Source organism: Pseudomonas sp. PAMC 26793, assembly GCF_000313235.1.
In the GTDB taxonomy this organism is placed as follows: Bacteria; Pseudomonadota; Gammaproteobacteria; order Pseudomonadales; family Pseudomonadaceae; genus Aquipseudomonas; species Aquipseudomonas yamanorum.
On the sequence record NZ_AMXG01000058.1, the window covers coordinates 1 to 22178 of the forward strand.

General features: G+C 61.6%; 17 protein-coding genes and 1 tRNA gene. 7 read left to right on the plus strand and 11 right to left on the minus strand.

Annotated elements, in window-relative coordinates; genetic code table 11:
• Positions 1–4: 4 nt before the first annotated feature.
• Positions 5–81, plus strand: a tRNA-Asp gene (locus D109_RS0130505).
• A 79-nt stretch (positions 82–160) separates the two neighbouring features.
• Here D109_RS0130505 and D109_RS0130510 read toward each other — a convergent pair.
• The gene (locus tag D109_RS0130510) at positions 161–1675 is read right to left on the minus strand and encodes an MFS transporter (protein WP_017480250.1); all 1515 of its coding nucleotides are present in this window, start codon (positions 1673–1675) and stop codon (positions 161–163) included.
• 104 nt (positions 1676–1779) lie between these two features.
• Here D109_RS0130510 and D109_RS0130515 point away from each other — a divergent pair, with 104 nt between their 5' ends.
• On the plus strand, positions 1780–2703 hold the full coding sequence (locus D109_RS0130515) for a LysR family transcriptional regulator (protein ID WP_017480251.1): 924 nt from the start codon (positions 1780–1782) through the stop codon (positions 2701–2703).
• On the opposite strand, the gene D109_RS0130520 is transcribed toward D109_RS0130515, so the two are convergent.
• The 8 genes from D109_RS0130520 to D109_RS0130565 all read right to left on the minus strand — a co-directional run bounded on the left by D109_RS0130520 (position 2663) and on the right by D109_RS0130565 (position 15032).
• A complete protein-coding gene (locus D109_RS0130520; protein WP_010166411.1) occupies positions 2663–3355 on the minus strand; it encodes a response regulator in 693 nt (230 codons plus the stop codon). The genes D109_RS0130515 and D109_RS0130520 overlap by 41 nt on opposite strands.
• Positions 3352–6003 carry a sensor histidine kinase KdpD gene (locus tag D109_RS0130525; protein WP_017480252.1) on the minus strand — a complete coding sequence of 884 codons (2652 nt, stop codon included), beginning with the start codon at positions 6001–6003 and terminating at the stop codon, positions 3352–3354. The genes D109_RS0130520 and D109_RS0130525 overlap by 4 nt, the downstream gene beginning before the upstream one ends.
• Positions 6004–6132: 129 nt before the next feature.
• On the minus strand, positions 6133–8205 hold the full coding sequence (gene kdpB, locus D109_RS0130530; protein WP_017480253.1) for a potassium-transporting ATPase subunit KdpB: 2073 nt from the start codon (positions 8203–8205) through the stop codon (positions 6133–6135).
• 11 nt (positions 8206–8216) lie between these two features.
• A complete protein-coding gene (gene kdpC / locus D109_RS0130535; protein ID WP_017480254.1) occupies positions 8217–8876 on the minus strand; it encodes a K(+)-transporting ATPase subunit C in 660 nt (219 codons plus the stop codon).
• Positions 8877–8886: 10 nt separating this feature from the next.
• Positions 8887–10593, minus strand: a complete 1707-nt coding sequence (gene kdpA, locus D109_RS0130540) for a potassium-transporting ATPase subunit KdpA (protein WP_017480255.1) — start codon at positions 10591–10593, stop codon at positions 8887–8889.
• A 107-nt stretch (positions 10594–10700) separates the two neighbouring features.
• The gene (gene kdpF, locus D109_RS0130550; protein ID WP_003219423.1) at positions 10701–10799 is read right to left on the minus strand and encodes a K(+)-transporting ATPase subunit F; all 99 of its coding nucleotides are present in this window, start codon (positions 10797–10799) and stop codon (positions 10701–10703) included.
• 1259 nt (positions 10800–12058) lie between these two features.
• Complete coding sequence (locus D109_RS0130560; protein ID WP_017480257.1) at positions 12059–13189, minus strand: catalase family protein; 1131 nt, start codon at positions 13187–13189, stop codon at positions 12059–12061.
• A 31-nt stretch (positions 13190–13220) separates the two neighbouring features.
• Positions 13221–15032, minus strand: a complete 1812-nt coding sequence (locus D109_RS0130565) for a di-heme-cytochrome C peroxidase (RefSeq protein ID WP_017480258.1) — start codon at positions 15030–15032, stop codon at positions 13221–13223.
• Positions 15033–15278: 246 nt separating this feature from the next.
• Between D109_RS0130565 and D109_RS0130570 the strand changes: the two genes are divergently transcribed.
• The 5 genes from D109_RS0130570 to D109_RS0130595 all read left to right on the plus strand — a co-directional run bounded on the left by D109_RS0130570 (position 15279) and on the right by D109_RS0130595 (position 18128).
• Positions 15279–16019 (plus strand): FKBP-type peptidyl-prolyl cis-trans isomerase, encoded by a 741-nt coding sequence (locus tag D109_RS0130570; protein ID WP_003211122.1) that lies wholly within the window; start codon positions 15279–15281, stop codon positions 16017–16019.
• 463 nt (positions 16020–16482) lie between these two features.
• Positions 16483–16938 carry a YkvA family protein gene (locus tag D109_RS0130580; protein WP_026078323.1) on the plus strand — a complete coding sequence of 152 codons (456 nt, stop codon included), beginning with the start codon at positions 16483–16485 and terminating at the stop codon, positions 16936–16938.
• A gap of 97 nt (positions 16939–17035) precedes the next feature.
• Positions 17036–17374, plus strand: a complete 339-nt coding sequence (locus D109_RS0130585) for a helix-turn-helix transcriptional regulator (protein WP_017480261.1) — start codon at positions 17036–17038, stop codon at positions 17372–17374.
• Positions 17371–17742, plus strand: coding sequence for a hypothetical protein (locus D109_RS0130590; RefSeq protein ID WP_010166435.1), 372 nt, complete (start codon positions 17371–17373; stop codon positions 17740–17742). Before D109_RS0130585 ends, D109_RS0130590 begins: the two co-directional genes overlap by 4 nt.
• The gene (locus D109_RS0130595; protein ID WP_017480262.1) at positions 17742–18128 is read left to right on the plus strand and encodes a sel1 repeat family protein; all 387 of its coding nucleotides are present in this window, start codon (positions 17742–17744) and stop codon (positions 18126–18128) included. The genes D109_RS0130590 and D109_RS0130595 overlap by 1 nt, the downstream gene beginning before the upstream one ends.
• Position 18129: 1 nt before the next feature.
• Here D109_RS0130595 and D109_RS0130600 read toward each other — a convergent pair whose 3' ends face one another.
• The gene (locus tag D109_RS0130600) at positions 18130–19908 is read right to left on the minus strand and encodes a bifunctional diguanylate cyclase/phosphodiesterase (protein WP_085988748.1); all 1779 of its coding nucleotides are present in this window, start codon (positions 19906–19908) and stop codon (positions 18130–18132) included.
• Between the two features lie 112 nt (positions 19909–20020).
• Entirely contained in the window at positions 20021–22135 is a 2115-nt protein-coding gene (locus D109_RS0130605; RefSeq protein ID WP_017480264.1) for a carboxy terminal-processing peptidase, read from the minus strand.
• Positions 22136–22178: the final 43 nt, after the last annotated feature.

A 22178-nucleotide genomic window follows, 5' to 3' on the forward strand; every position in this document is an offset into this window, starting at 1 on the left:
ACGCGCAGCGGTAGTTCAGTCGGTTAGAATACCGGCCTGTCACGCCGGGGGTCGCGGGTTCGAGTCCCGTCCGCTGCGCCATATTCGGTCACCTGGAACGCTGAACGCCAGGTACCACGGAAAGCCCGCTCATTGAGCGGGCTTTTTTTGTGCCTGGGATTCAGCTCAGCGATTGAATGCCCGGTTCGGTTTGTACGGGCGCAATGCTGTTTCGCCCCATGAAGGCCAGGACTACGATCGCCGTCAGCACGGTGAATCCCGCGAGCAGTTGCAGCAACGTATTGAACGCCGCGATGTAGGCGCTACGCAGTGCTTCCAGCGGTAGGGCAGCTGAAGCCAGTTGCACGTTGCCCATGACCAGGCCTTGGGCAATCACTGAAACGTCGGCCCCTGCGCGCCCCTTCAGGTGATGCGCCACCAATGCCCCCAGCACAGCCATCGTGACCGCCAGCGCCACCCCTTCACTGGCCACGCGGGTGGTATTGAAAATCCCCGCCGCCATTCCCGCGCGCTCCTTGGGGACCACGCTGATCGCCAAGCCATCCATCAAGCCCCACGGCAGCCCGGTGCCGATTCCGATGACCAGCATCGCGGCGATGGTCTGCGCAGGCTGATCGGCCTGGCTTAATCCCCACAGGCCCGCCGCTGCGATCAGCAAGCCAATGGCACACAACACACCGGCCGACAGCCAGCGCGTGAGCGATGCGGCGATCATCGGCACCACCAGCATCGGTGCCGACAACGCGAGCATCATCAAACCCGCGCCCAGCGCACTGGCGCCTTCCACGCCGATAAACCGCAGGGGTAGCAACACGATCAGCACGATGTAGCAGTAACAGGTACCGATCGGCAGGAGCTGCACGCCAATAAAACGCGGGAAGCGAAACAGCCGCAGCTCCAGCATTGGTTGGTTGGAGCGGTTTTCGACGAGGATAAACACCAGCAAAAACACCGCCGCCGCGATCAGCAGGGCATCAACCAGCGGCGACGTCCAGCCGTGCTCCGGCGCGAGGATCACCGCCGTGGTCAGGGCCACCAGCATCGCGGAAAACGTCAGTACACCAGCGGTGTCCAGCCTCAGCGCTTGCGGGTCGCGGCTTTCACGCATTTTGGGCGCGGCAGACAGCAGCGAAATACCGGCCAATAGCGCGGTGCCGAGAAAAATCGAGCGCCAGCCCCAGTGTTCGATCAGCACCCCCGATAGCAATGGCCCAAACGCCAGGCCTGCACCAAACGTTGTACCGAGCAAGCTGAAGGCGCGGGTGCGAGCATGGCCGTCAAACTCCTGGGCCAGCGCCGCACAGCCACTGGCCAACGCGGTGGCTGCCGCGACGCCCTGCACACCACGCAACACATCCAGCCAGAAAATCCCCGGTGCCACTGCCAGCAGCAAGGAGACCAGGGTAAACAGCGCCATGCCCCACAAGAACAGACGCTTTCTCCCATACAGGTCGGCGAGGGTGCCGGCGGCCATCAACAGGCTGCCGAAGCTCAGCATGAACGCATTGGTGATCCACGCCAGCTGGCTTGGCTGGGCGGCAAATGCCTGGCCGATAAAAGGCGTGGCGACGGCACCGCCGGTGAAGCTCATGGGCAATACCAGGGCCGCCAGGCAAATCGCGGCCAGGATGGAATGTCGGCCATGGGCGGGCACAGGTTCGGTTGTCGTGTTCATGGGGCATTCCCGCAGGTCTGAAGGTTGAAAGACTCTAATCAGGATGCAATCGTGGATAAACGGGCTTACATTCCGTTCATAACGGACTGAATGGATGTAATGACGTGACCGATAACTTGAGCGGCGTGATTGCCTTCGTGAAAACGGCAGAGGCCCTGAGCTTCACCGGTGCAGCCCGGGCGATGGGGATTTCCGCCTCGGCGGTGGGTAAGAATGTCGCCAAGCTTGAGGCGTCACTGAATGTGCGGCTGTTGCACCGCAGCACACGGAAGGTCAGCCTCACCGCCGAAGGGCAACTGTTCTACGAGCGCAGTCGGAAAATTCTCGACGACCTGCAAGACGCCCGCGCCATGCTTTCCCATGCGATGCAGGCACCCCGGGGCAAACTGCGGGTCAGCCTGCCCACCATCGGTTATCGCTTTCTCTTTCCACACATGATGGCGTTCCGCAAAGCCTACCCGGAGATCGAGCTGGAACTGGATTTCAACGACCATCTGGTGGACGTGATCGAAGAGGGCTTCGACGTGGTCATCCGCAGCGGCGGCCTGGCGGATTCAACCCTGATGGCCCGCAAGCTGGGGCCGTTCAGGTTTGTGCTGTGTGCCTCACCCGAGTACCTGCGGGCCAACGGGCGGCCAGAGTCCCTGAGCGACCTGGAGCATCACCCGTGTTTGCGTTACCGCTTCGCCACCACCGGAAAAGTCATGGACTGGACCTTATCCGCCAACCCGGCCATCACCCAATTGCGCCTGCCCACCGCCCTGACTTTGAACAATATGGAAGGCATGCTCCGGGCTGCGATGGACGGCCATGGCATTGCCTACGTGCCGGACTTCCTGGCCCGCGAAGCACTCGCCGAGGGCCAGCTGGAAACCGTGCTCGACGACCATTCCGACGACCAGGGCCAGTTCTGGGCCCTGTGGCCTTCCAGCCGGCACCTCTCGCCGAAGATCCGTGTGTTTGTCGATTTCGCCGCCGCGCATCTGTTCACAAGCCCACCAGTCGGTAGCCCACCTGCAACTCGGTAATGAAGTACTGCGGCTGGGCCGGGTCCGCCTCCAGCTTCTGTCGTAGATGTGCCATATGCACCCGCAGGTAGTGGGCGCGGTCCACGTAGTCCAGCCCCCACACTTCAAGCAATAACTGCCGATGGGTGAGCACCCGGCTCTGCCCGCGAATCATTGCGCACAGCAGGCGGTATTCGATGGGCGTCAGGTGCACGGGCAGGCCTTGGCGCCACACTTCATGGGTCGCCAGGTCCACCTCAATCTCGCCAAACGCCACCTTGCTGGTGGCCGCCACGGTGCCGGTTTGCCCGTGCCGACGCAGTTGCGCCCGGATGCGCGCCAGCAACTCGGGCACGCCGAAGGGTTTGGTCAGGTAGTCATCGGCGCCGGCGTCCAGGGCGGCGACTTTTTCCTCTTCGCGATCCCGCGCCGACAACACCAGGATCGGCACCGCCAGCCATCCCCGCAGTTCGCTGATCAACTGTTTGCCGTCGCCGTCCGGCAGGCCGAGGTCGACGATCACCAGGTCCGGCTGGCGGCTGGAGGCATGGATCAACGCGCGCTTGACGCTGTCGGCCTCGAACACCTGGAAGCCCTCGTCCTGCAGGGCGATGCCGACAAAACGGCGGATATTGGCCTCGTCTTCAACAATCAGAATGCGTGCAGTGCTCATAGGGCGTCCATTGGGGGCGGAGTACCCGCCGGTAAAGTGATGACGAAATGCATGCCGCGCTCTCTGCCGGGCATGGCTTCGATGCGCCCGCCGTGGGCTTCGACGATGCGTTTGGCCAGGGCCAGCCCCAGGCCGATTCCAGCGACCGAGGATTCCTGCTGGCCACGGGCAAACGGTTCGAACAGATTGGCCGGCGCGCTGCCCGGGCCGGTGTCGCTGACTTCCAGCAGGATGCTGTCGGAAACCGCGCGGGCGGCCACGGTAATGACCGTGCCCGGCGGGGTGTACTTGGCAGCGTTATCCAGCAGGTTGACCAGCACTCGTTCGATCAGCAGCGCATCGACTTCCACCAGCGGTAATTGCGGGTCCAGCGTCGTATGCAGCACATGCCGGGCCAGTGGTTCACGCAACTGGCGCAGCGCGCTGCCGACGATTTCCTCCAGCAAATGCCATTGCCGGTTGAGCCTTACGCCGCGCTCTTGCATGCGGGCCATGTCCAGCAGGTTTTCGATCAGGCGTTGCATTGAGGTCGCCTGCTCATGGATGCCGTGCAGCAACTCGGTCAGCGGCCCTGGCGGTGCATGGGGCAGGGCGGTGTCGGCGGCGCCGATTAGGGTGGTCAAGGGCGTGCGCAAGTCGTGGGAAATCGCCGCGAGCAAGGTGTTGCGCATCTTCTCGCCTTCCATCTGCACCAACGTGCTTTGCGCCACTTCGACGAAGTGCACGCGCTCCAGGGCAATCGCCAACTGGCTCATGCAGGCTTCCAGCAGGCGACGTTCTTCGGGCTCGTTGAGGCGTTCGCTTTGCGCCAGTTCCAGCACCAGCACACCGCGCACCCGCATGGGCGCCTTGAGCGGCAGATAGCACCCCTTGGCGGCGGACAAGGTGTCGGTGCCCTGGCCGGCGGATTGGCCGTGGTCGTAGGTCCATTGGGCGATGCTGTCGTCGATCGGCAGCCCGCCTGCGCCCACGCTGTGCACGCCGTCGGCGGCGTCCGGCAAGGCCAGGCCGACCCGTGCCTCGAACACGCCGCTGAAGGTGCGCAGCGCCACTTCGCTGATCTGCTCCACGGTCAAGGCAGCCGACAGATCCCGGGCCAGGCGTGCCAGGGACGTGGCGCGGCGTTCTCGCGCGGCGGCGGTGCGCGCTTCGTGGCGCAGGCGCGCGGTGAGTTGCCCGGTGATCAGGGCGATGCCGAGCATCAACGCGAAGGTGAAGAAATACTGGGTGTCGTTGACGGTAAACGAGTAGCGCGGCTGGACGAAAAAGAAGTCGAAACACAGCACCGCCAGCATCGCCGCCCACACGCCGGGGCCGCGTCCAAACCTCAGGGCCACCAGCACCACGGTGAGCAGGAACAGCATCACCACGTTGGCCAGGTCGAACACCTGAAGCAGCAGCGCGGCGATGGCGCTGGCGGTGAAACAGGCGAGGGTGGCCCAGAGGTAGGCGAGGGTCCGGCCGGGGGCGGGCGCGGTTTTTTCAATGACCGGGACAGTACCCGGCAGTACGCCATGGGCGATCACGATCTGGTCGATCTGCGGATGGTGGCGGCTGATCCGGTCGCCCACCGACTGGTGCCAGAACCGCCATGCCCGGCGTGGATGATGGCCGAGTACCAGGCGATTGGCGTTGTGTTCCCGGGCGCAGGCGGCCAGTGCTTCGGCGACGTCCATGCCCGGCAATGTTGCGGTGTCGGCGCCAAATTCGCTGGCCAGGGCCAGGGTTTTCATCGCCGTGAGATAACGCTTGGCGCCGCGGCCCTGAGCGGAGGCGACGTGCACCACGATCCAGTCCGCCTCGAGCTTTTGCGCCAGGCGCGCGGCTTCACGTACCAGGCGCTCATCACCGGCGTCACCGGCCACGCCTACCAGCAAGCGCTCGCGGGCGGGCCACAGGGTCTTGATCGACTGTTCGCGGCGGTACACGCGCATTTGCGTGTCGACTCGGTCGGCGGTGCGGCGCAGGGCCAGTTCCCGCAGGGCCAACAGGTTGCCCTTGCGAAAAAAGTGCCGCGAAGCGCGCTCGGCTTGGGGACCCAGGTACACCTTGCCGTCCTTCAAGCGTTGCAGCAGATCATCCGGCGGCAGGTCCACCACGACCACTTCGTGGGCGTTGTCGAACACGTGGTCCGGTACGGTTTCCCGCACGCGAATGCCGATGATCCCACTCACCAGATCGTTAAGGCTTTCCAGGTGCTGGACGTTGAGGGTGGTCCACACATCGATGCCGGCGCTGAGCAGTTCTTCCACGTCTTGCCAACGTTTCGGGTGGCGTGAGCCGGGCACATTGCTGTGGGCCAGTTCATCCACCAGCAGCACGGCGGGATGGCGTTGCAGGGCGGCGTCGAGGTCGAATTCGGTGAGGGCAAAGTCGCGGTGAAGACGGTGGGCCCGGGGCAGTTGTTCGAGGCCGTTGAGCAGGTCCGCGGTTTCCTGGCGGCCGTGGGTTTCCACCACGCCGGCGAGTACGTCGCGCCCCAGGCTGACTTCCCGTTGCGCCGCGTCGAGCATGGCGCAGGTCTTGCCCACCCCGGCGTTGGAGCCGAAGTAGATACGCAATTTGCCGCGCAAGGCGGCCTGTTCTTCCTGCTGGACCCGGGCGAGGAGGGCGTCGGGGTCGGGGCGTTCTTCGTTTAATGCGGGCATGTCATTCCTGGTCAATGCGGTTCAATTGTGGGAGCGGGCTTGCTCGCGAAAGCGGTGTATCAGTGACAGATGAGTTGGCTGACACTGCGCATTCGCGAGCAAGCCCGCTCCCACATTGGATTTGCGGGGCTACACGAGGCCTAACCCGGTCAGCACCATGTCAATCAGCTTGATCCCGGCAAACGGCACCAGCACCCCGCCCAGGCCATAGATCAGCAGGTTGCGATTGAGCAACGCCGCCGCGCCAATCGCCCGGTACGCCACGCCGCGCAGTGCCAGCGGAATCAGCGCCACAATGATCAACGCGTTGAAAATCACCGCGCTGAGAATCGCCGAGTTGGGGCTGGTCAGGTGCATCACGTTCAGCGCGCCGAGCTGCGGATAGGTCGCGACAAACGCCGCCGGGATGATCGCGAAATACTTCGCCACGTCATTCGCCACGCTGAAGGTGGTCAGCGCGCCACGGGTCATCAGCATCTGCTTGCCCACCTCGACCACTTCGATCAGCTTGGTCGGGTTGCTGTCGAGGTCGACCATGTTGCCGGCCTCTTTCGCCGCCTGGGTGCCGCTGTTCATCGCCACCGCCACGTCGGCCTGGGCCAGGGCCGGGGCGTCGTTGGTGCCGTCGCCGGTCATGGCCACGAGCTTGCCCTGGGCCTGGTAGTCGCGGATCAGTTGCAGCTTGTCTTCCGGGCGGGCCTCGGCGAGAAAGTCATCCACGCCGGCTTCCACGGCAATCGCGGCGGCGGTCAAGCGGTTGTCGCCGGTGATCATCACGGTCTTGATGCCCATGCGCCGCAGTTCGGCGAAGCGCTCCTTGATGCCGCCCTTGACCACGTCCTTGAGCTCCACCACGCCGAGTGCTTTCGCACCGTCCGAGACCACCAGCGGGGTACTGCCGCGTCGCGATACTTCGTCGACCTTGGCTTGCAAGGCCGCCGGAAAACCTCCACCCAATGCTTCGATATGACTGCGGATGGCATCCGCTGCGCCCTTGCGAATACCTCGGCCTTCGGGCAGGTCGACGCCGCTCATGCGGGTCTGTGCAGTGAAGTGCACAAAGCTTGCGCCGAGGGCGTTGATGTCCCGCGCACGGATGTCGAACTTCTGCTTGGCCAGCACCACAATGCTGCGGCCTTCCGGGGTTTCGTCGGCCAGGGACGCGAGTTGCGCTGCATCGGCCAACTCGGCTTCCTTGACCCCTGGTGCCGGCAGGAAGCTGCTGGCCTGGCGATTGCCCAGGGTGATGGTGCCGGTCTTGTCCAGCAGCAACACGTCGATGTCACCGGCCGCCTCTACGGCACGGCCAGAGGTGGCGATCACATTGGCCGACATCATGCGGCTCATGCCCGCCACGCCGATGGCCGAGAGCAGGCCGCCGATGGTGGTGGGGATCAGGCACACCAGCAGTGCCACCAATACCGTGGCGCTGACCACGCTACCGCTGCCACTCATGGCCACGGCGAAGATCGAGTACGGGCTCAGCGTGGCGATCACCAGCAGGAACAACAGGGTCAGGCCCACCAGCAAAATCGTCAGGGCGACTTCGTTGGGCGTCTTCTGGCGCTTGGCGGATTCCACCATGGAAATCATACGGTCGAGGAACGACTCCCCCGGGTTGACGCTGATGCGCACCACCAGCCAGTCCGAGAGCACCCGCGTGCCGCCGGTGACCGAGGAAAAGTCGCCGCCGGCTTCGCGGATCACCGGTGCCGATTCACCGGTGATTGCGCTTTCATCCACCGAGGCCACGCCTTCGATCACTACGCCATCGAGCGGCACCAGGTCGCCGGCTTCGATCAGCACCACCTGGTCCTTGCGCAACAGCGTCGCTTCGGTCGGCAGCCACGCCGCGCCGTGCTTGGGTTGCTGCAGCAGCTTGGCCAGGGTCTGGCGTTTCATCCCCCGCAGGCTGGCGGCCTGGGCGCGGCTGCGACCCTCGGCCAGGGCCTCGGCGAAGTTGGCGAACAGCACGGTGAACCACAGCCACAAGCTGATGCTGAGGATAAACCCGCTGGGGGCTTCACCCTGGCCGCCGAGGGACTGGAACCACAGCAGCGTGGTGAGGAGGCTGCCCAGGTACACCACGAACATAACCGGGTTTTTCCACTGCGCCTGGGGCAGCAGTTTCTTGAACGCGTCCCCGCAGGCGGTGAGCACGATGGCGCGGTCAAACAGAGGTAAACGAGCATTCTTGATCATGGGGGAATCTCTTACTCACTGGCCGCAATGGGGGGCTGGCGCACAGGCAGGCGGGCGTCCAGCGCGAGGTTGAGTTGCAGCACATTGACTCGTGGTTCGCCAAGCAAACCGAGGGTGCGGGCGGCGGTGTTTTCGTTCACCAGTTGCAGCAGTTCGGTTTCGGGGATCTGCCGCAGGCGGGCGACCCGGGCCAGTTGGATGCGCGCGTTGGCCACGGAGATATGCGGGTCCAGGCCGGAGGCGGAAGCGGTGACCGCATCCACCGGCACCTGGGCATCGGCGGCGAGGCCGTTGTCCTGGCGGTAGGCTTTAACTCGGGCTGCAACCTGGTCTACCAGTTTCTGGCTGGTAGGACCCAGGTTGCTGGCGCCGCTGGAGCCGGCGTTGTAAGGCTGCGACACGCTTTTGCTCGGGTCTTGCGGGTCTGCGCCGAGGGTCATGCTCGGGCGGCCATGGAAGTACCCGGGCTGGGTGAAGTCCTGGCCGATCAACGCCGAGCCGATCACCAGGCCGTCGCGTTCAATCAGCGAACCCTGGGCTTGGAACGGGAACAGCAACTGCGCGGCAAAGGTGGTGAAGATCGGGTAGGCGAGGCCGGTCAGGGCCATGAAAAACACGGCCGAAACCAGCACCGGGCGCAACAGCCCTTTGAATATCGATTGAGTCGTCATCAACGTGTCCTTAGTTGTACGTCTGGCCGGACAGCAACTGCAGTTGCTCCACCAGCGGGCCGAGCGCGAGGGCCGGCAGGAAAGTCAGGCCACCCACCACCAGCACCACAAACACCACCAGCACCATGAACAGCGGGGTTGCGGTGGGGATGGTACCGGCGCCGGCAGGCACGGTCTTTTTCATCGCCAGGGAACCGGCCACGGCGAGCATCGGCAGCATGGTGAAGAAGCGCCCGACCAGCATCGCGAGGCCAATGGTGGTGTTGAAAAACGGCGTGTTGGCATTCAGCCCGGCGAATGCCGAACCGTTGTTGGCGGTGCCCGAGGTGTAGGCGTAGAGCACCTCGCTGAACCCGTGGGGGCCGAGGTTATTCAGGCTGGCCATGGTGTCGGGCCACAGGGCGGCGAGGGCGGTGAAACCGAGGATGCTGATGGGGTGCGCGAGCACCGAGAGCATTACCAGTTTTATCTCCCGGGCCTCGATCTTCTTGCCGAGAAATTCCGGGCTGCGGCCGATCATCATGCCCACCAGGAACACCGTCAGCAGCGCGTACTGGATCAGGTTGATAAAGCCCACACCGTCGCCGCCGAACACGCAGTTGAGCATCATCTGCGCCAGGGGCACGAAGCCGCCCATGGGGGTCAATGAGTCATGCATCGCGTTGACCGAACCGGTGGTGGCCGCGGTGGTGGTGGCGATAAACAGGCTGCTGTCGGCGATGCCGAAACGCAGTTCCTTGCCTTCCATATTGCCGCCGCTTTGTTCGATGGACAGCGTCTGGTTGGCACCGGCCTGGGTCAGCAGCGGGTTGCCGTTTTGCTCTGCGCCATACACCAGTGCGAGAAAGCCGATGAACATCACCAGGAAGGTGCCGAAAAACACCCAGCCCTGACGGCGTTGCAGCAGCATGCTGCCGAAGGTGTAAGTCAGCGCCGACGGGATCAGCAACATGCTGAGGATGTGCAGGGTGTTGGTCAGCGGGGTCGGGTTTTCGAACGGGTGCGCGGCGTTCATGCTGAAGAAACCGCCGCCGTTGGTGCCGATATGCTTGATCGATTCAAAGCTCGCCACCGCGCCGACAATCAACTGTTGCTGCGCGCCTTCAAGGGTTGTGGCCAGGGCCTGGGAGGCAAAGGTCTGGGGCATGCCTTGCCACACATACACCAGGGCCATGCCCACGCACAGCGGCAGCATCACGCGGTACAGGGTGCGGGTGAAGTCGACCCAGAAGTTGCCGATATCCGCCGAGCTTGAGCGGCTCAAGCCACGGATAAAACCCGCTGCGGTGACCACGCCCGAGGTGGCGCCGACAAACATCAGAAATGTAATCACCGCCATCTGGCTGAAGTTCGACAGGCTGGTTTCGCCCGAGTACGCCTGCCAGTTGGTGTTGGTGATAAAGGACGCGGCGGTATTGAACGCGAGGTCCGGGGTTTGCGCGGCCAGCCCGAGTGGGTTGATCGGCATGACGGCTTGCAGCCGCAGGATGATATAGCCGAGCAGCATCATCGCCGCGTTCGACAGCAGCAGGGCCGAACCGTAGCGGGCCCAGCCCATGGTTTCCAGCGGGTCGATGCCCAGCAGGCGATAGGTATAACGTTCCGGCAGGGCGTGGCGGGTTCCGGTAAAGACCCGGGTCAGCCACTTGCCCATCAGCACGGCGAGCCCGGTCATCAACCCCAGGACCAGCGCAAATTCCAGCAAAGTGCTTAGCATGTCGAGGCTCCGTTCAAATCTTGCCCATGGCGACAATGGCCATGGCTGTCGTGGCGAAAAACACCAGGGAGAGGCCTACAAAAATCACGTCGTACATGGTGGGCTCCCTAGAACTTTTCGGCGCGAATGAGGGCGTAGCCCAGATAAGCGAACAGCCCGACGGCGCATAAGCCGCTGGCGATATAGATGAACTTGAGTGTGAGCACGGTGGAACTCCCCTGATTAATAAGCCGCGATTGCGGACGCGGGGAGGTTAAGAGGTTGGGTATCAAGTTCGGGCACTGATTACCGGGGCGGGTATTAAGACGGTGTATAGAGGGGGCTAGGGTGGGCGAACGAAAAAAAGGGATAGCCCGGGGGTGGGGTATCCCTTGAAACACTGGGGTTCTGCTGCTTTTGATGATCAGCTTATTTGGCTTTCTTTTTCTTTGAATCACGGGTGGCGAGTTGTTCGAAGCAAAAGGCGGCGGCGCCGAACAGGGCGATCATTGAGAGGACGATCATGCCTAAAGTTGAACTTTCCACGATGACTTCCTACGGGGGTGATTGGTGTGGAGTTCACAGTAGTGGAGGGGGGATTAGTTGCTCAATAGAGACGACGTAAACGTTATGGCTGGGGTTGAATCTATACGGAATCTTTACGTGGTTGTTGTGTGTATATCCGTTTTTTAGGTAACGGCTACTTATGGTTTCGCTCTTACAGCGAGTCACTTTACAAAAGCGGCAAAGTAACCAAAACGCTCTGCCCCGCCTGTCGGCACCTCGCTGGGGCTCGGTGTTCCCTCACTCCGGCACCGCGAAGCGGGCCGCCGCGCCGCACTGCCTGCGTTCGGCCTCGGGCTTATTGGGGCAGTCAGATCAAGATCAAAAGCAAGAGCACAGCGGCCTACCGGCCGGCTTGAGTGTTAGAAGCCAGATCACAAGCCAGAGCGAAAGCCAAATCTGAAGTTGATGCAGCTCTGCTTTTCTGTGGGAGCTGGCTTGCCTGCGATGCAGACAACTCGGTGTATCAGGCAGACCCAGTTGATGCCATCGCAGGCCAAAAGAGACCAGCGGCCCCGGCCGGCTTGAGTGTTAGAAGCCAGCTCCCACATTTGGACCGTGCCCGCTTTAGCTTTTGATTGTGCTGTTGCTCTAAAACACTCAAGCCGGCCGGTAGGCCGCTGTGCTCTTGCTTTTGATCTTGATCTTAGGCGCCCCGTTAAACCACGCTGGCCGAACGCAGGCTTTGGAGCGTGGGTAACCCGGCAGGACGCCGGGTTAGCCGCGCTGGGCCAAGGATGGCCCATCGCGGCGGCCCACGGTCCAAAGCCGGAGTGAGGGCACTCCGAGCCTAGGCGAGGAGCCGAGTGGTGGGGCATGAGCGTTTTGCTTACTTTTGCGCTTTTCAAAAGTGAGCCGCTGTAAGAGCGGAACCAATAGCGGCCACAACCGCAGCAACGGATATGCCCCCCACACCGCAGAGCTACAAATTCCGGCTATGCCGATAATCACTGACCGCCTCATACACCGCCTTACGCAACCGATTAATCCCCCCAATCGGCCGATGCGCCTCCACCCCAAACCACGGATTAAACGACTGATTATCACAAGCCAGGTTCAACGCCGGCGTATCAAAATCCTGCGCCGGAATCACCACCTTGGCCACCGTCTCAAACGGCGCATCACTCTCTTTCCACTCAACGCTGGTGTCCTCGATCGGCATAAACTTCTGCGGATTCTGCCGCTGAATCTGCAACACAAAACACGCCGCCACCCGGTCCGTCGACAGTTGCTGATTCAACGCACTGCGCAAAAAGTTCGGCAGGTCGTGGTTCTGTTTGGGCAGCACATACGCAGGACACCCCTGGGGATCCGGCACCACCCGAAACTTCGCATTCGCCGCCCCAAACTTATACGGTGACACCGAGAAATACGTCGTCTGCGTAGGACTCACCGGCGGCGGCGCCAACGTCGCCAGGGCGATAAACAAATGCCGCACCTGCCAACTGCGCGGATCCACCCCGGGGAAGAACGCCAGGACCTTCTTGCCATCGGCCTGAGCCGAAATGTTCTGCGCATACTCCGCCACATCACTGACGAAAAAGTTCGGATGGCTGAACATCACAAAGTCCTGCTCACCGCGCGCCTGCTGATCCGCCAGCAACTGCTTGCCCGGCACGTCCAAGAGCTTGATCGCCATGCCCCGGGCATCCCGGATGCTGTCGAACTGCGGATACGCATTGCCGTTGGACAAACGCATCATCGCCTGCCAGGTCTTGCCCGGCTCGGCGAACACGCCCTGGCGCAAGGCCGGGTCGAGGTCCGGCAGCACGCTGACCTCGGCTTTCACGCAACCATGGGCCTTGGCATGCGCATCCCGCAGGTAACGCGTGCCTTCGCGATGTTGATCGACGATGCGCACCGCGGTCTGGATGATGCCCTGGGTCATGGCGGCTTCACCCGGTGGAATCTGTTCATCCGGTGACACCGGGCCGCTGTGTTGCCAGGCGAACCACAGGGTGGACAGCAACCAGCCCAGCAGGCCCAGGCCTACCAGCCACAACAGGGTCTTGCCAAGAAACGCGCCGAGGCGCAGCCAAAGTCGAGCGAGCATTTAAAAATCCTTTTCTGCGAAGTCGGTTGGGTCAGGGCAGTTGCTGTTCAAGAGGGCCACCCAGCACTTTCAAATATTCCAGCAGCGCCCAGCGTTCCTGGGGCAGCAAGCCTCGGCCGATCACCCCGTTGCCACGCTGGCCGGCACGGAATTCGTGGCCGCTGTTGTGGTTGCCGGTGATCCGCGTATCGAACAGGAAGGCGTTGGGGAACGCTGCGGTTTGATAGCCCAGGTGGCGCGGATCGTATTCGAAAGTGCCTTTATAGAAGGTTGGGCTGCGCTCGTCCTGGGGCGAGAGCAATTGGTAGATCGTCGGCACCGAACCGTTGTGCAGGAATGGCGGTGTCGCCCATACCCCGGCCAGTGGCCGTGCCTTGTAGGCACGCAATTCGCGCACGCCGATGGGCAGGCCGAAGCCGTCCAGGCGCGGGCGTTCGGCGGGTGTCACGCCGGCGGCACGGTAGGCGTGGTCTTCGACAAAGGCGGTGATGTAAGCCAGGCCTTTGGCTGAAGAGAGGCTGCGCAGGTCCAGCGGCTCGGTGGGGGTGGGGTGCAGTTCGACGTTCATTTTCGCCAACTCCGCCGGGTCCCATTGCAGGGCGCTGAGGTCGAAGCGGTGGTCAGCGATATTGTTGGCGGTAGTAGGGTCGGTACCGATGACGTCCACCGGGAGCATGTTCAACTGGCGCACCGGACGGCCATCGACTTGGGAAACTGCCGGTACGTGGCAGCCGGCGCAGTTCTCGGTGAATAGCGCGCGGCCCTGGGCGGCCAGTGGTTTGTCGATCGCGCCGAACAGGTCTTCGGGCCAGGTGGGTGGCTTGAGCCGTTGCAGGGTTTCTTCGATGGTATTCAGGTCGCGCACCCGCACGCTAGAGGCGTAGCGTGCATCGCCCTGGAGCGGCTGGCCGGCGCTGTCGAAGAAGTCCAGGGTGGCGCCAACGCCCAGGGCTTCGCCGATATTGCGGGCCATGGGTTGCTGGGCCGAGCCGTTCCATTGCACCCAGTCGAAGGTCCAGATGTCCCACAGTTGCGGGTAGTCCACCGGTGCATTGGCGATGCGGTAGTTGTCGGGGGAAATGGCGTCGCCGAAGCTGGCGTTGGCGATACGGCCAAAGGCGTCGGTACGACCCGGGCCTTCTTCGGTGGGGTAGAGGCCACGGTGGGTGTCGTTCCAGGCAACTTTCAGGAAGTTGTTCAGGGACTTCTTGAAGTCCTGGCGCAGTTGCGCGGCGTTCTGGTCGTCGTAGTCATGGCCCAGCACGGTGCGGGCAAAGCGCTCGAATTTCCACGGGTTGTAGTAGGTCGAGGCAAGGCTGGCGACCAGTGCCTGGCCGAAGCTGCCGCCGCGCAGGGTCGGTACGCTGGACGGCAGCACATGTTGCGCCGGGCCACCGTCGATACGCAGGCCCTGGCCTTTGAAGTTCAACTGGCCGGTGTGGCACGCGGCGCAGGTGATGTCGAGAAACTCATCATTGCTGCCAGCGTTTTTATGCCGGGCGAAACCCACCGGCAGGTTGCCGGGGTTTTGCGCGGTGGGCACCTGCTTGGGGTCTACCAGGAAGCCGAAGCGCGCCAGGTACTCGGGCGTGGCGAAACGCTGCTCGGAGAACGGCAGTTCCAAGGCGGTAAACCAGGCATAACGCAGGCCCTTGACCTGAGTGCCCTGGGGCGTGAAGTAATAGGTCTGGCGATCTGCGGCGCTCCATTGATCCTGGTAATGCACCTGTTCCACCGGCACGTAGACTGGCAGTTTCGGGTTGACCACGTAATAGAGCACCACCGCCAGGACCAGGCCCAGCAGTATGAAAATCATCAGCAAAACACGGGAAAAAATGCGCAAGATAACTATCCTTGTCGAGTTGTAGCGTTCTTATGCCATCAGGCCAGCAGTGCGGCAAGTGGCCATGAGTCTCGTTCCAGCGCTGCTGCTGTCCGTCGCAGGGCCCTGGATTGAATGAAAATGCTTTTAAACACGTGAACTTATCAGAAGTTTCCTGCTCACATGCCGGTAGCCATTGGTCGTGGCCGCCTGATAAGCTCGCGACTTTACTCGAATGCCCTTTTGGCACACGAACAAGGAAATAGCATGAAACAGCATCGGTTGGCGGCGGCGGTGGCCCTGGTTAGCCTGGTACTTGCGGGTTGTGATTCGCAAACCAGCGTAGAGCTGAAAACCCCGGCGCAAAAAGCTTCCTACGGTATCGGCCTGAACATGGGCAAAAGCCTTGCTCAAGAAGGCATGGATGACCTGGACTCCAAAGCGGTAGCCCAAGGCATCGAAGATGCCGTCGGCAAGAAAGAACAGAAGCTGAAAGACGACGAGCTGGTCGAAGCCTTCGCCGCACTGCAAAAACGTGCTGAAGAGCGTATGGCCAAGATGAGCGAAGAGTCGGCAACCGCCGGCAAGAAATTCCTCGAAGAAAACGCCAAGAAAGACGGCGTTGTCACCACCGCTTCCGGTCTGCAATACAAGATCGTGAAGAAAGCGGACGGTGCTCAACCCAAGCCTACCGACGTAGTGACTGTTCACTACACCGGCAAGCTCACCAACGGCACCACCTTCGACAGCTCCGTGGATCGCGGCAGCCCGATTGACCTGCCGGTCAGCGGCGTGATTCCAGGTTGGGTCGAAGGCCTGCAACTGATGCACGTTGGCGAGAAGGTCGAGTTGTACATCCCGTCCGACCTGGCCTACGGCGCGCAGAGCCCGAGCCCGGCGATTCCAGCCAACTCCGTGCTGGTATTCGACCTGGAACTGCTGGCCATCAAGGACCCGTCCAAGGCAGACGCTCCTGACGCACCGGCGGCTCCTGCTGCCAAGAAGTAATCAGCGCCTGAACACACAACGCCCCGTCTCGACGGGGCGTTGTTGTATCTGGCCTGTGCGATCGTTCCCGCGCTCTGCGATCGTTCCCACGCTCTGCGTGGGAATGCATTCCGTGACGCTCTGCGTCACCATTGCGCATTGCTCAAGCCTTGCGCTAACAGCAAGCGCGGAGCGCCACAGGCGGCATTCCCACGCAGAGCGTGGGAACGATCAGCTGAATCCAGGCCAAATTCAACCGAACCCATGCGGGCTAGAGCAGTCTGATAAAAGACCCGAGCACGGGTAGACGCAGATAATCTCCAAGTCAATGAATTCTTGGGTTTTTTTTATGTGCGCAAAAAACGCCCGATCTGACTGTAGCCCTTGTATTACGTGGCTTTCAGCCTGGAAAATAGGCTCTGTTCACAAGGTTATCCACAATTTGTGTGGATAACCTTTTCTATCGCCTGGAACTGGAGTGATGATGAAAGCGCCGTTTAATTTCACCCGCTTCCTGCCCATGGCTGCTCGCCTGCTGGGCCGTGGGCGCTTGCCTACGTTGCTGTTCGCGGTGGCCGCCAAAGGCTCGAGCCAGGGCAACCGGCTGGGCAAGCTCAAGGACGACCTCAAACTGCTCCAGGCCTTGTGCCTGGCCTACTGGCGCGGCGAATACCGGGCCATCAGCCCCAAGGCACTGATTTCGGTGGTGGCGGGGCTGATGTACTTCCTGAGCCCGATTGACGCGATCCCGGACTTTATCCCGGTATTTGGCATGCTCGACGACATTGCCGTGCTGGCATGGGTCATGAAGACCCTGGACGGTGAACTGAGCGCTTTTCGCGCCTGGCGCGAGCGTCAGGCCCCCGAGAAGCTCGCGGTGGTTGAGCGCCTGCCAGCGACGCCTCTGTTGCTGACGCAGGAACACCTGAAAAAAAACTGAACCTTGCGAATATCCCCCTGCGCTCTTTGTGGCTGTTAGGATTACACTCCTAAGGAAAGTACTTACGAAGTAAGTGTTGTGATCCTACGGGGCAGTCATGGATATTCAGATAATTACAAAGGATGGCGAACCCGAATATGCGGTTCTGCCTTGGGCTCAGTATCAGGCGCTGTTAAAAGCCGCCGGTCAGCAGCAGCCGACATCTCCTGCTTCGAACCTTCGCCAAGCCACTGCCGAACCGGATCTGCGCCCCCTGGAGCAGCTGCGAAGCCTGCGCGAAGCCAAGGGCCTGGCCATCGAAGCTCTGGCGCGCACGGTGGGCATCAGTCCGTCTTACCTGGGCTTGATCGAAAGTGGTGAGCGCCAGCCGGACGCAGCCATCCGCCGCAGTCTGGCTTGGGAATTGGGCGTCGCAGGTTGGAGGGACGAAACGTGAGCGTACGCATCAGCCGTCAGCATTGGGATGGGTTAATCAACGAACTGGACCAGGCGCGCCGACAGCGCCACCTCTTGACCTACCGCGCGTTGCTGGAGCGCCTGCAATTTCCCACGCCGGCGATGCAAACCCTGACGGCCGCGCTGGAACACCTGGCAGCGCTGGATGCCAAGGCCGACCAGCCGCTGCGCAGTTCCCTGGTGATCAGCCAGGGCGCCAGCCGCCTGCCACGTACCGGCTTCTTTGAATGTGTGGAGCGTCTTGGACGTTTCTGCGGGCCGTCCGATGGCGTGGCCGCAGCGTCGTGGCATGCATCGGAAGTGGTGCGGGTGTTTGAGTATGATTATCCCGAGTCAGCGGAGGCTTAGTGTTTTGGAAGCTTAAGGCGTATGTCAGTTATTGGCTGGCGCGCAAATTGTTTCATTGGTCCTGGTTCATGCGACAGCCGCGTGGCTGGCAATGGCTTGAAGGCCAGTTCGCACGCATGGCAAATCTGGGGGACGTAGGGGCCCAGAGTTTCTACGGACATATCCTGACGTTTCGCGGCAAGGGCCTTGGCGCCCGTGAAGAGGGCGTGCTGCTGTTGCGGCTGGCGGCCCAGGCCGGAGATGGCAAGGCTGCCTACCAGATTGGGGTGTTAAGCCTCGCGGGCAGCCTTGGCAAGGCGCCGGATCCGCTGGAAGCGGCACGCTGGTGGAAAATCGCCGCCCGGGCCGGGCACCCGTTGGCGCAGATCCGTCTGGAACAACTCTGATCTAGAGCGGCTCCGGTTCTGCCTGGCCCAACTCCAGACTATCGATCACATGAATGCTATAGCCGGCCACGTTCTTCGCGTGGTGCTTGGCTTGCGAGGCCAGTTCTGCCAACTGGCTGGCATCGAGTTGTCCACAGGCCTGTGGATACAAATGCACCACGCCGATGGACAGCGACAGCAGCGCAAACTCCTGGCGCACGCCCTGGCGGTTCAGTGCAACGAAACAGCCCGCGTCCAGATGCTCGCTGCGATAGAAGCGCCGGCATTGAGTGTGGAAGTCATCCAGCAACTGGTTAAGCCGCTTGCGCCAATCCTGCGGCCCCAGCACCAGCAAAAAGTCATCACCGCCGATATGCCCGACAAAGTCGCGGCTGGGGTCTACCCGGTCGTTCAGGCATTGCGCCAGGCACAGCAGCACTTCATCGCCCCGGCCATAGCCGTAGATATCGTTGAATGGCTTGAAACTGTCGATATCCACGTAGCAGATCACTGACTCGCGTTGTTGCTGCAACAACCGCGTCAGGCACTGCTGGATCGGTACGTTACCCGGCAGCAAGGTCAGCGGGTTGGCATAGCGTGCCTGCTGGATCTTCAGCTCGGTAATCAGCTTGAGCACGTCGATCACCCGCCCCAGCCCCAGGTAATCGCCGTTGAGGGTGATGATGAAATCTTCCTCGATCCGCTGGCGTGCGCGGCTGGTGAGCAGTCGGCTGACTTGCTGCAAGGACTGGCTCAGTTCCACCGCGAGGAAGTCATCACTCATCAAGCGGCTGATGGGCTTGCGGGCGAACAGGTCGGTGGCGAACGGCTTGAGCAGGGCGTCCGACAGCGAGTGCCGGTGCACGATGCCTATTGGATGGCCACGCTCATCCAGCACCGCCAGGGAATTGAGGTTGGCCTGGCGGCGGAAGGCTTCCAGCACCTGCGCCGTGGCGGTGTGCTGGCCCACAGCCGGTTGTTCGTTGAGCAGGGCGCTGAGGTCGCTGCCTTCGTCGTTCAGTGCGACGTTGGCGCTGTCAGGCTTGGGTAACATCAATCGTGCTTCCTGCGGCGGGTGTTCCTGGGGGCGGCAGAGCAGGTAGCCCTGCACCAGGTCGACGCCCATTTCCGTGAGCACCGCCAACTCTTCCGGCAGCTCGATGCCTTCAGCGATCACCTGGGCCCGGGAGGCCTTGGCGATTTGCAGGATGGAGCCGACAAACTCGCGCTTGAGGGCGTCCTGGTGAATGCCGTCGATAAAGTGCCGGTCAATCTTCACATAGTCCGGACGCAATTCCGACCACAGCCGCAGGCTGGAATAGCCGGCACCCAGGTCATCCAGGGCAATCGAAAACCCCATGGCGCGATAGTGATGCAGCGCGGTTTGCAGCAGTTGAAAATCGTCGGTCGGGGTCTGCTCGGTCAGTTCGATCACCACCTGGCTGGGCGGAATGCCGAAATCGCTGAGCAGTTGCAGGGTACGGCCGGGCTGGTGCGCGGTTTCCAGCAGGGACTCGGGCGAGACGTTAAGGAACAGCTTGCCCGGTAGTTTCTGTTCGCTGAACCGTCGGCAGGCGCTTTCCCGGCAGACCATCTCCAGCTCGCTGAGGCGCCCGGCGTGGCGGGCCACGGAGAACAGCGCGATAGGGGAGTGCAGCGGGCTGTTGGACGGGCCACGACTGAGGGCCTCGTAACCGACCACGCGCCGCTCGGACAGAGAAATGATCGGTTGGAACAGGCTGTGCAAACTGCCTTGAGCCAGGATTGAGCCCAATGCATTCAGCTGTTCGGTCATGGTCATGATTTTCTCGGGTCGAAAAAAAAGGACCTGCTTGGGCAGGTCCTTCATTTCACGACAGAATGATGTCTATTTGATGACACTCCGGAGAGCGTTCACATTAAATTGCCATCATTTACTGTTTGGCCACCGTCTTACTGATTTTCAAGTAGTCCAGCAGGATGCGCCCGGTCTCGCTCAGGTAGGCATCATCTTCCGGCTTGGTTTTATCAGGCTCGGCGGCGATCGCGTCTTCGTCTTCTTTCTTCAGTTCCTTGAGTGGGGCTTCGCCTTTGGCCTTGCGGCGGGCGTTCTCCAGCACCAGTTGCTGATTCTCGATGTCGGTGTGCTGCGCACGACGGTCGGCTTCGTTGAGGCTGACGGTTTTCTCTTCCATCAACTTCTTGGCCAGGGCCAGCTTGTCGCGGATAAAGATGAACTCGGCATCCTTGGCGGAGCGGGCTTCGTGATCAGCTTTCAGCTGTGCGATGTACGGTTTGAACGGGTCTACCGCAGGCTTGATCGCAGGGCGGATGGTGTCCCACGGCATGGCCTCAGGCAGTGCGCTCTCGCCGATTTCCTTGGTGTCGATGATCGACGGGAAATCGACATCCGGCAGTACGCCCTGATGCTGGGTGCTCTGCCCGGAAACCCGGTAGAACTTGGCCAGGGTCAGTTTCAGCTCGCCATGGTTCAGCGGCTGGATGGTCTGCACGGTACCTTTGCCGAAGGTCTGGCCGCCGATGATCAGCGCACGGTGATAGTCCTGCATCGCGCCGGCAAAAATCTCCGAGGCGGATGCCGAGAGGCGGTTGACCAGCAACGCCATCGGCCCTTTGTAGAAGGCACCCGGGTTCTCGTCTTCCAGCACGTCCACACGGCCGTCAGCGTTACGCACCAGCACGGTCGGACCCTTGTCGATAAACAGACTGGTCAGCTCGGTGGCTTCCTGCAGGGAACCGCCGCCGTTGTTGCGCAGGTCGATGACCACGCCGTCGACTTTTTCTTTCTGCAACTCTGTCAGGATTTTCTTAACGTCGCGGGTGGTGCTCTTGTAGTCCGGATCACCGGCGCGGAACGCTTTGAAGTCTAGGTAGAACGCGGGGATCACCACCACGCCCAGCTTGTAGTCCTTGCCATCCTGCTTGAGGTTGAGGACTTGCTTCTGGACGGCCTGGTCTTCGAGCTTCACCGCTTCACGGGTGATGGACACGATCTTGCTGGTCTGGTCGTTCGGCGCGTTGGTGTGCGGAATCAATTCCAGGCGCACCACGCTGCCTTTCGGACCGCGGATCAGCTTGACCACTTCATCCAAACGCCAGCCGACTACATCGACCATCTCTTTGTCGGCCTGGGCCACACCGATGATCTTGTCGGCCGGAGCAACCTGCTTGGTCTTGTCGGCCGGACCTGCCGGCACCAGACGCACGATTTTCACCTGGTCGTTATCGCTTTGCAGGACGGCACCGATGCCTTCCAGCGACAGACTCATATTGATATCGAAATTTTCTGCGTTATCTGGCGACAGATAATTGGTGTGCGGGTCGTAGGACATCGCGAAGGTGTTGATGTAGGCCTGGAAGATATCTTCGGCACGGGTCTGGTCCAGACGTGCCAGCTGATTCTTGTAGCGCTTGGTCAACAGTTCCTGAATGGCCTTCGGGTCTTTGCCTGAGATCTTGTAGCGCAGGACCTCATCCTTGACGCGTTTGCGCCACAGGTCGTCCAGTTCGGCTTCGGTGGTCAGCCAAGGAGCGTCCTTGCGGTCAACCAGCAAGGTCTCTTTCTTGGTGAAGTCGAACTGGTCGACGCCCTTGTTCAGCTCACCAATGGCGAAGTCCAGACGCGCTTTGACGCGGTCCAGGTAACGCTTGTAGATGGTGAAGCCGGGCTGCAGGTCACCGCTCTTGAGGAAGTCGTCGAACTGCGTCTTCCACTTGTCGAACTCGGTGATGTCGCTGGCCAGGAAATAGCTGCGCGAGGGATCCAACAGCTTGAGGTAGCTGTCGTAAATGATCACCGAGCGAGCGTCGTCCAGCGGCGGCTTGCTGTAATGGTGGCGCTTGAGCAACTCAACGACGTTAAGGCTGGCAATCACCTCATCGCGATCAGGCTGAAGATTGTCCCAGCTGTTGGCTGCGAACGTATTGCTCGATAGCGGCAGAAGGCCGATACCAATAAAAAGAGCGAGGGCGGTGCTGGGGAACAGATGCTTCATGCTGATTCGACGCGGGGGCAATTGATAACGCATATTAGGCCGTCTTTGAAGTCGCCGGTTCCATATGGGCCGGTCG

What these genes read in the sequence shown, in the direction of transcription:
- D109_RS0130560 (WP_017480257.1), bottom strand. Translation starts at nt 13,189, where the DNA reads ATGCTCGCTCGACTTTGGCTGCGCCTCGGCGCGTTTCTTGGCAAGACC.
- kdpA (WP_017480255.1), bottom strand. Translation starts at nt 10,593, where the DNA reads ATGCTAAGCACTTTGCTGGAATTTGCGCTGGTCCTGGGGTTGATGACC.
- D109_RS0130520 (WP_010166411.1), bottom strand. Translation starts at nt 3,355, where the DNA reads ATGAGCACTGCACGCATTCTGATTGTTGAAGACGAGGCCAATATCCGC.
- kdpC (WP_017480254.1), bottom strand. Translation starts at nt 8,876, where the DNA reads ATGACGACTCAATCGATATTCAAAGGGCTGTTGCGCCCGGTGCTGGTT.
- D109_RS0130510 (WP_017480250.1), bottom strand. Translation starts at nt 1,675, where the DNA reads ATGAACACGACAACCGAACCTGTGCCCGCCCATGGCCGACATTCCATC.
- D109_RS0130605 (WP_017480264.1), bottom strand. Translation starts at nt 22,135, where the DNA reads ATGCGTTATCAATTGCCCCCGCGTCGAATCAGCATGAAGCATCTGTTC.
- D109_RS0130585 (WP_017480261.1), top strand. Translation starts at nt 17,036, where the DNA reads ATGGATATTCAGATAATTACAAAGGATGGCGAACCCGAATATGCGGTT.
- D109_RS0130580 (WP_026078323.1), top strand. Translation starts at nt 16,483, where the DNA reads ATGAAAGCGCCGTTTAATTTCACCCGCTTCCTGCCCATGGCTGCTCGC.
- kdpB (WP_017480253.1), bottom strand. Translation starts at nt 8,205, where the DNA reads ATGATCAAGAATGCTCGTTTACCTCTGTTTGACCGCGCCATCGTGCTC.
- D109_RS0130570 (WP_003211122.1), top strand. Translation starts at nt 15,279, where the DNA reads ATGAAACAGCATCGGTTGGCGGCGGCGGTGGCCCTGGTTAGCCTGGTA.
- D109_RS0130525 (WP_017480252.1), bottom strand. Translation starts at nt 6,003, where the DNA reads ATGCCCGCATTAAACGAAGAACGCCCCGACCCCGACGCCCTCCTCGCC.
- D109_RS0130600 (WP_085988748.1), bottom strand. Translation starts at nt 19,908, where the DNA reads ATGACCATGACCGAACAGCTGAATGCATTGGGCTCAATCCTGGCTCAA.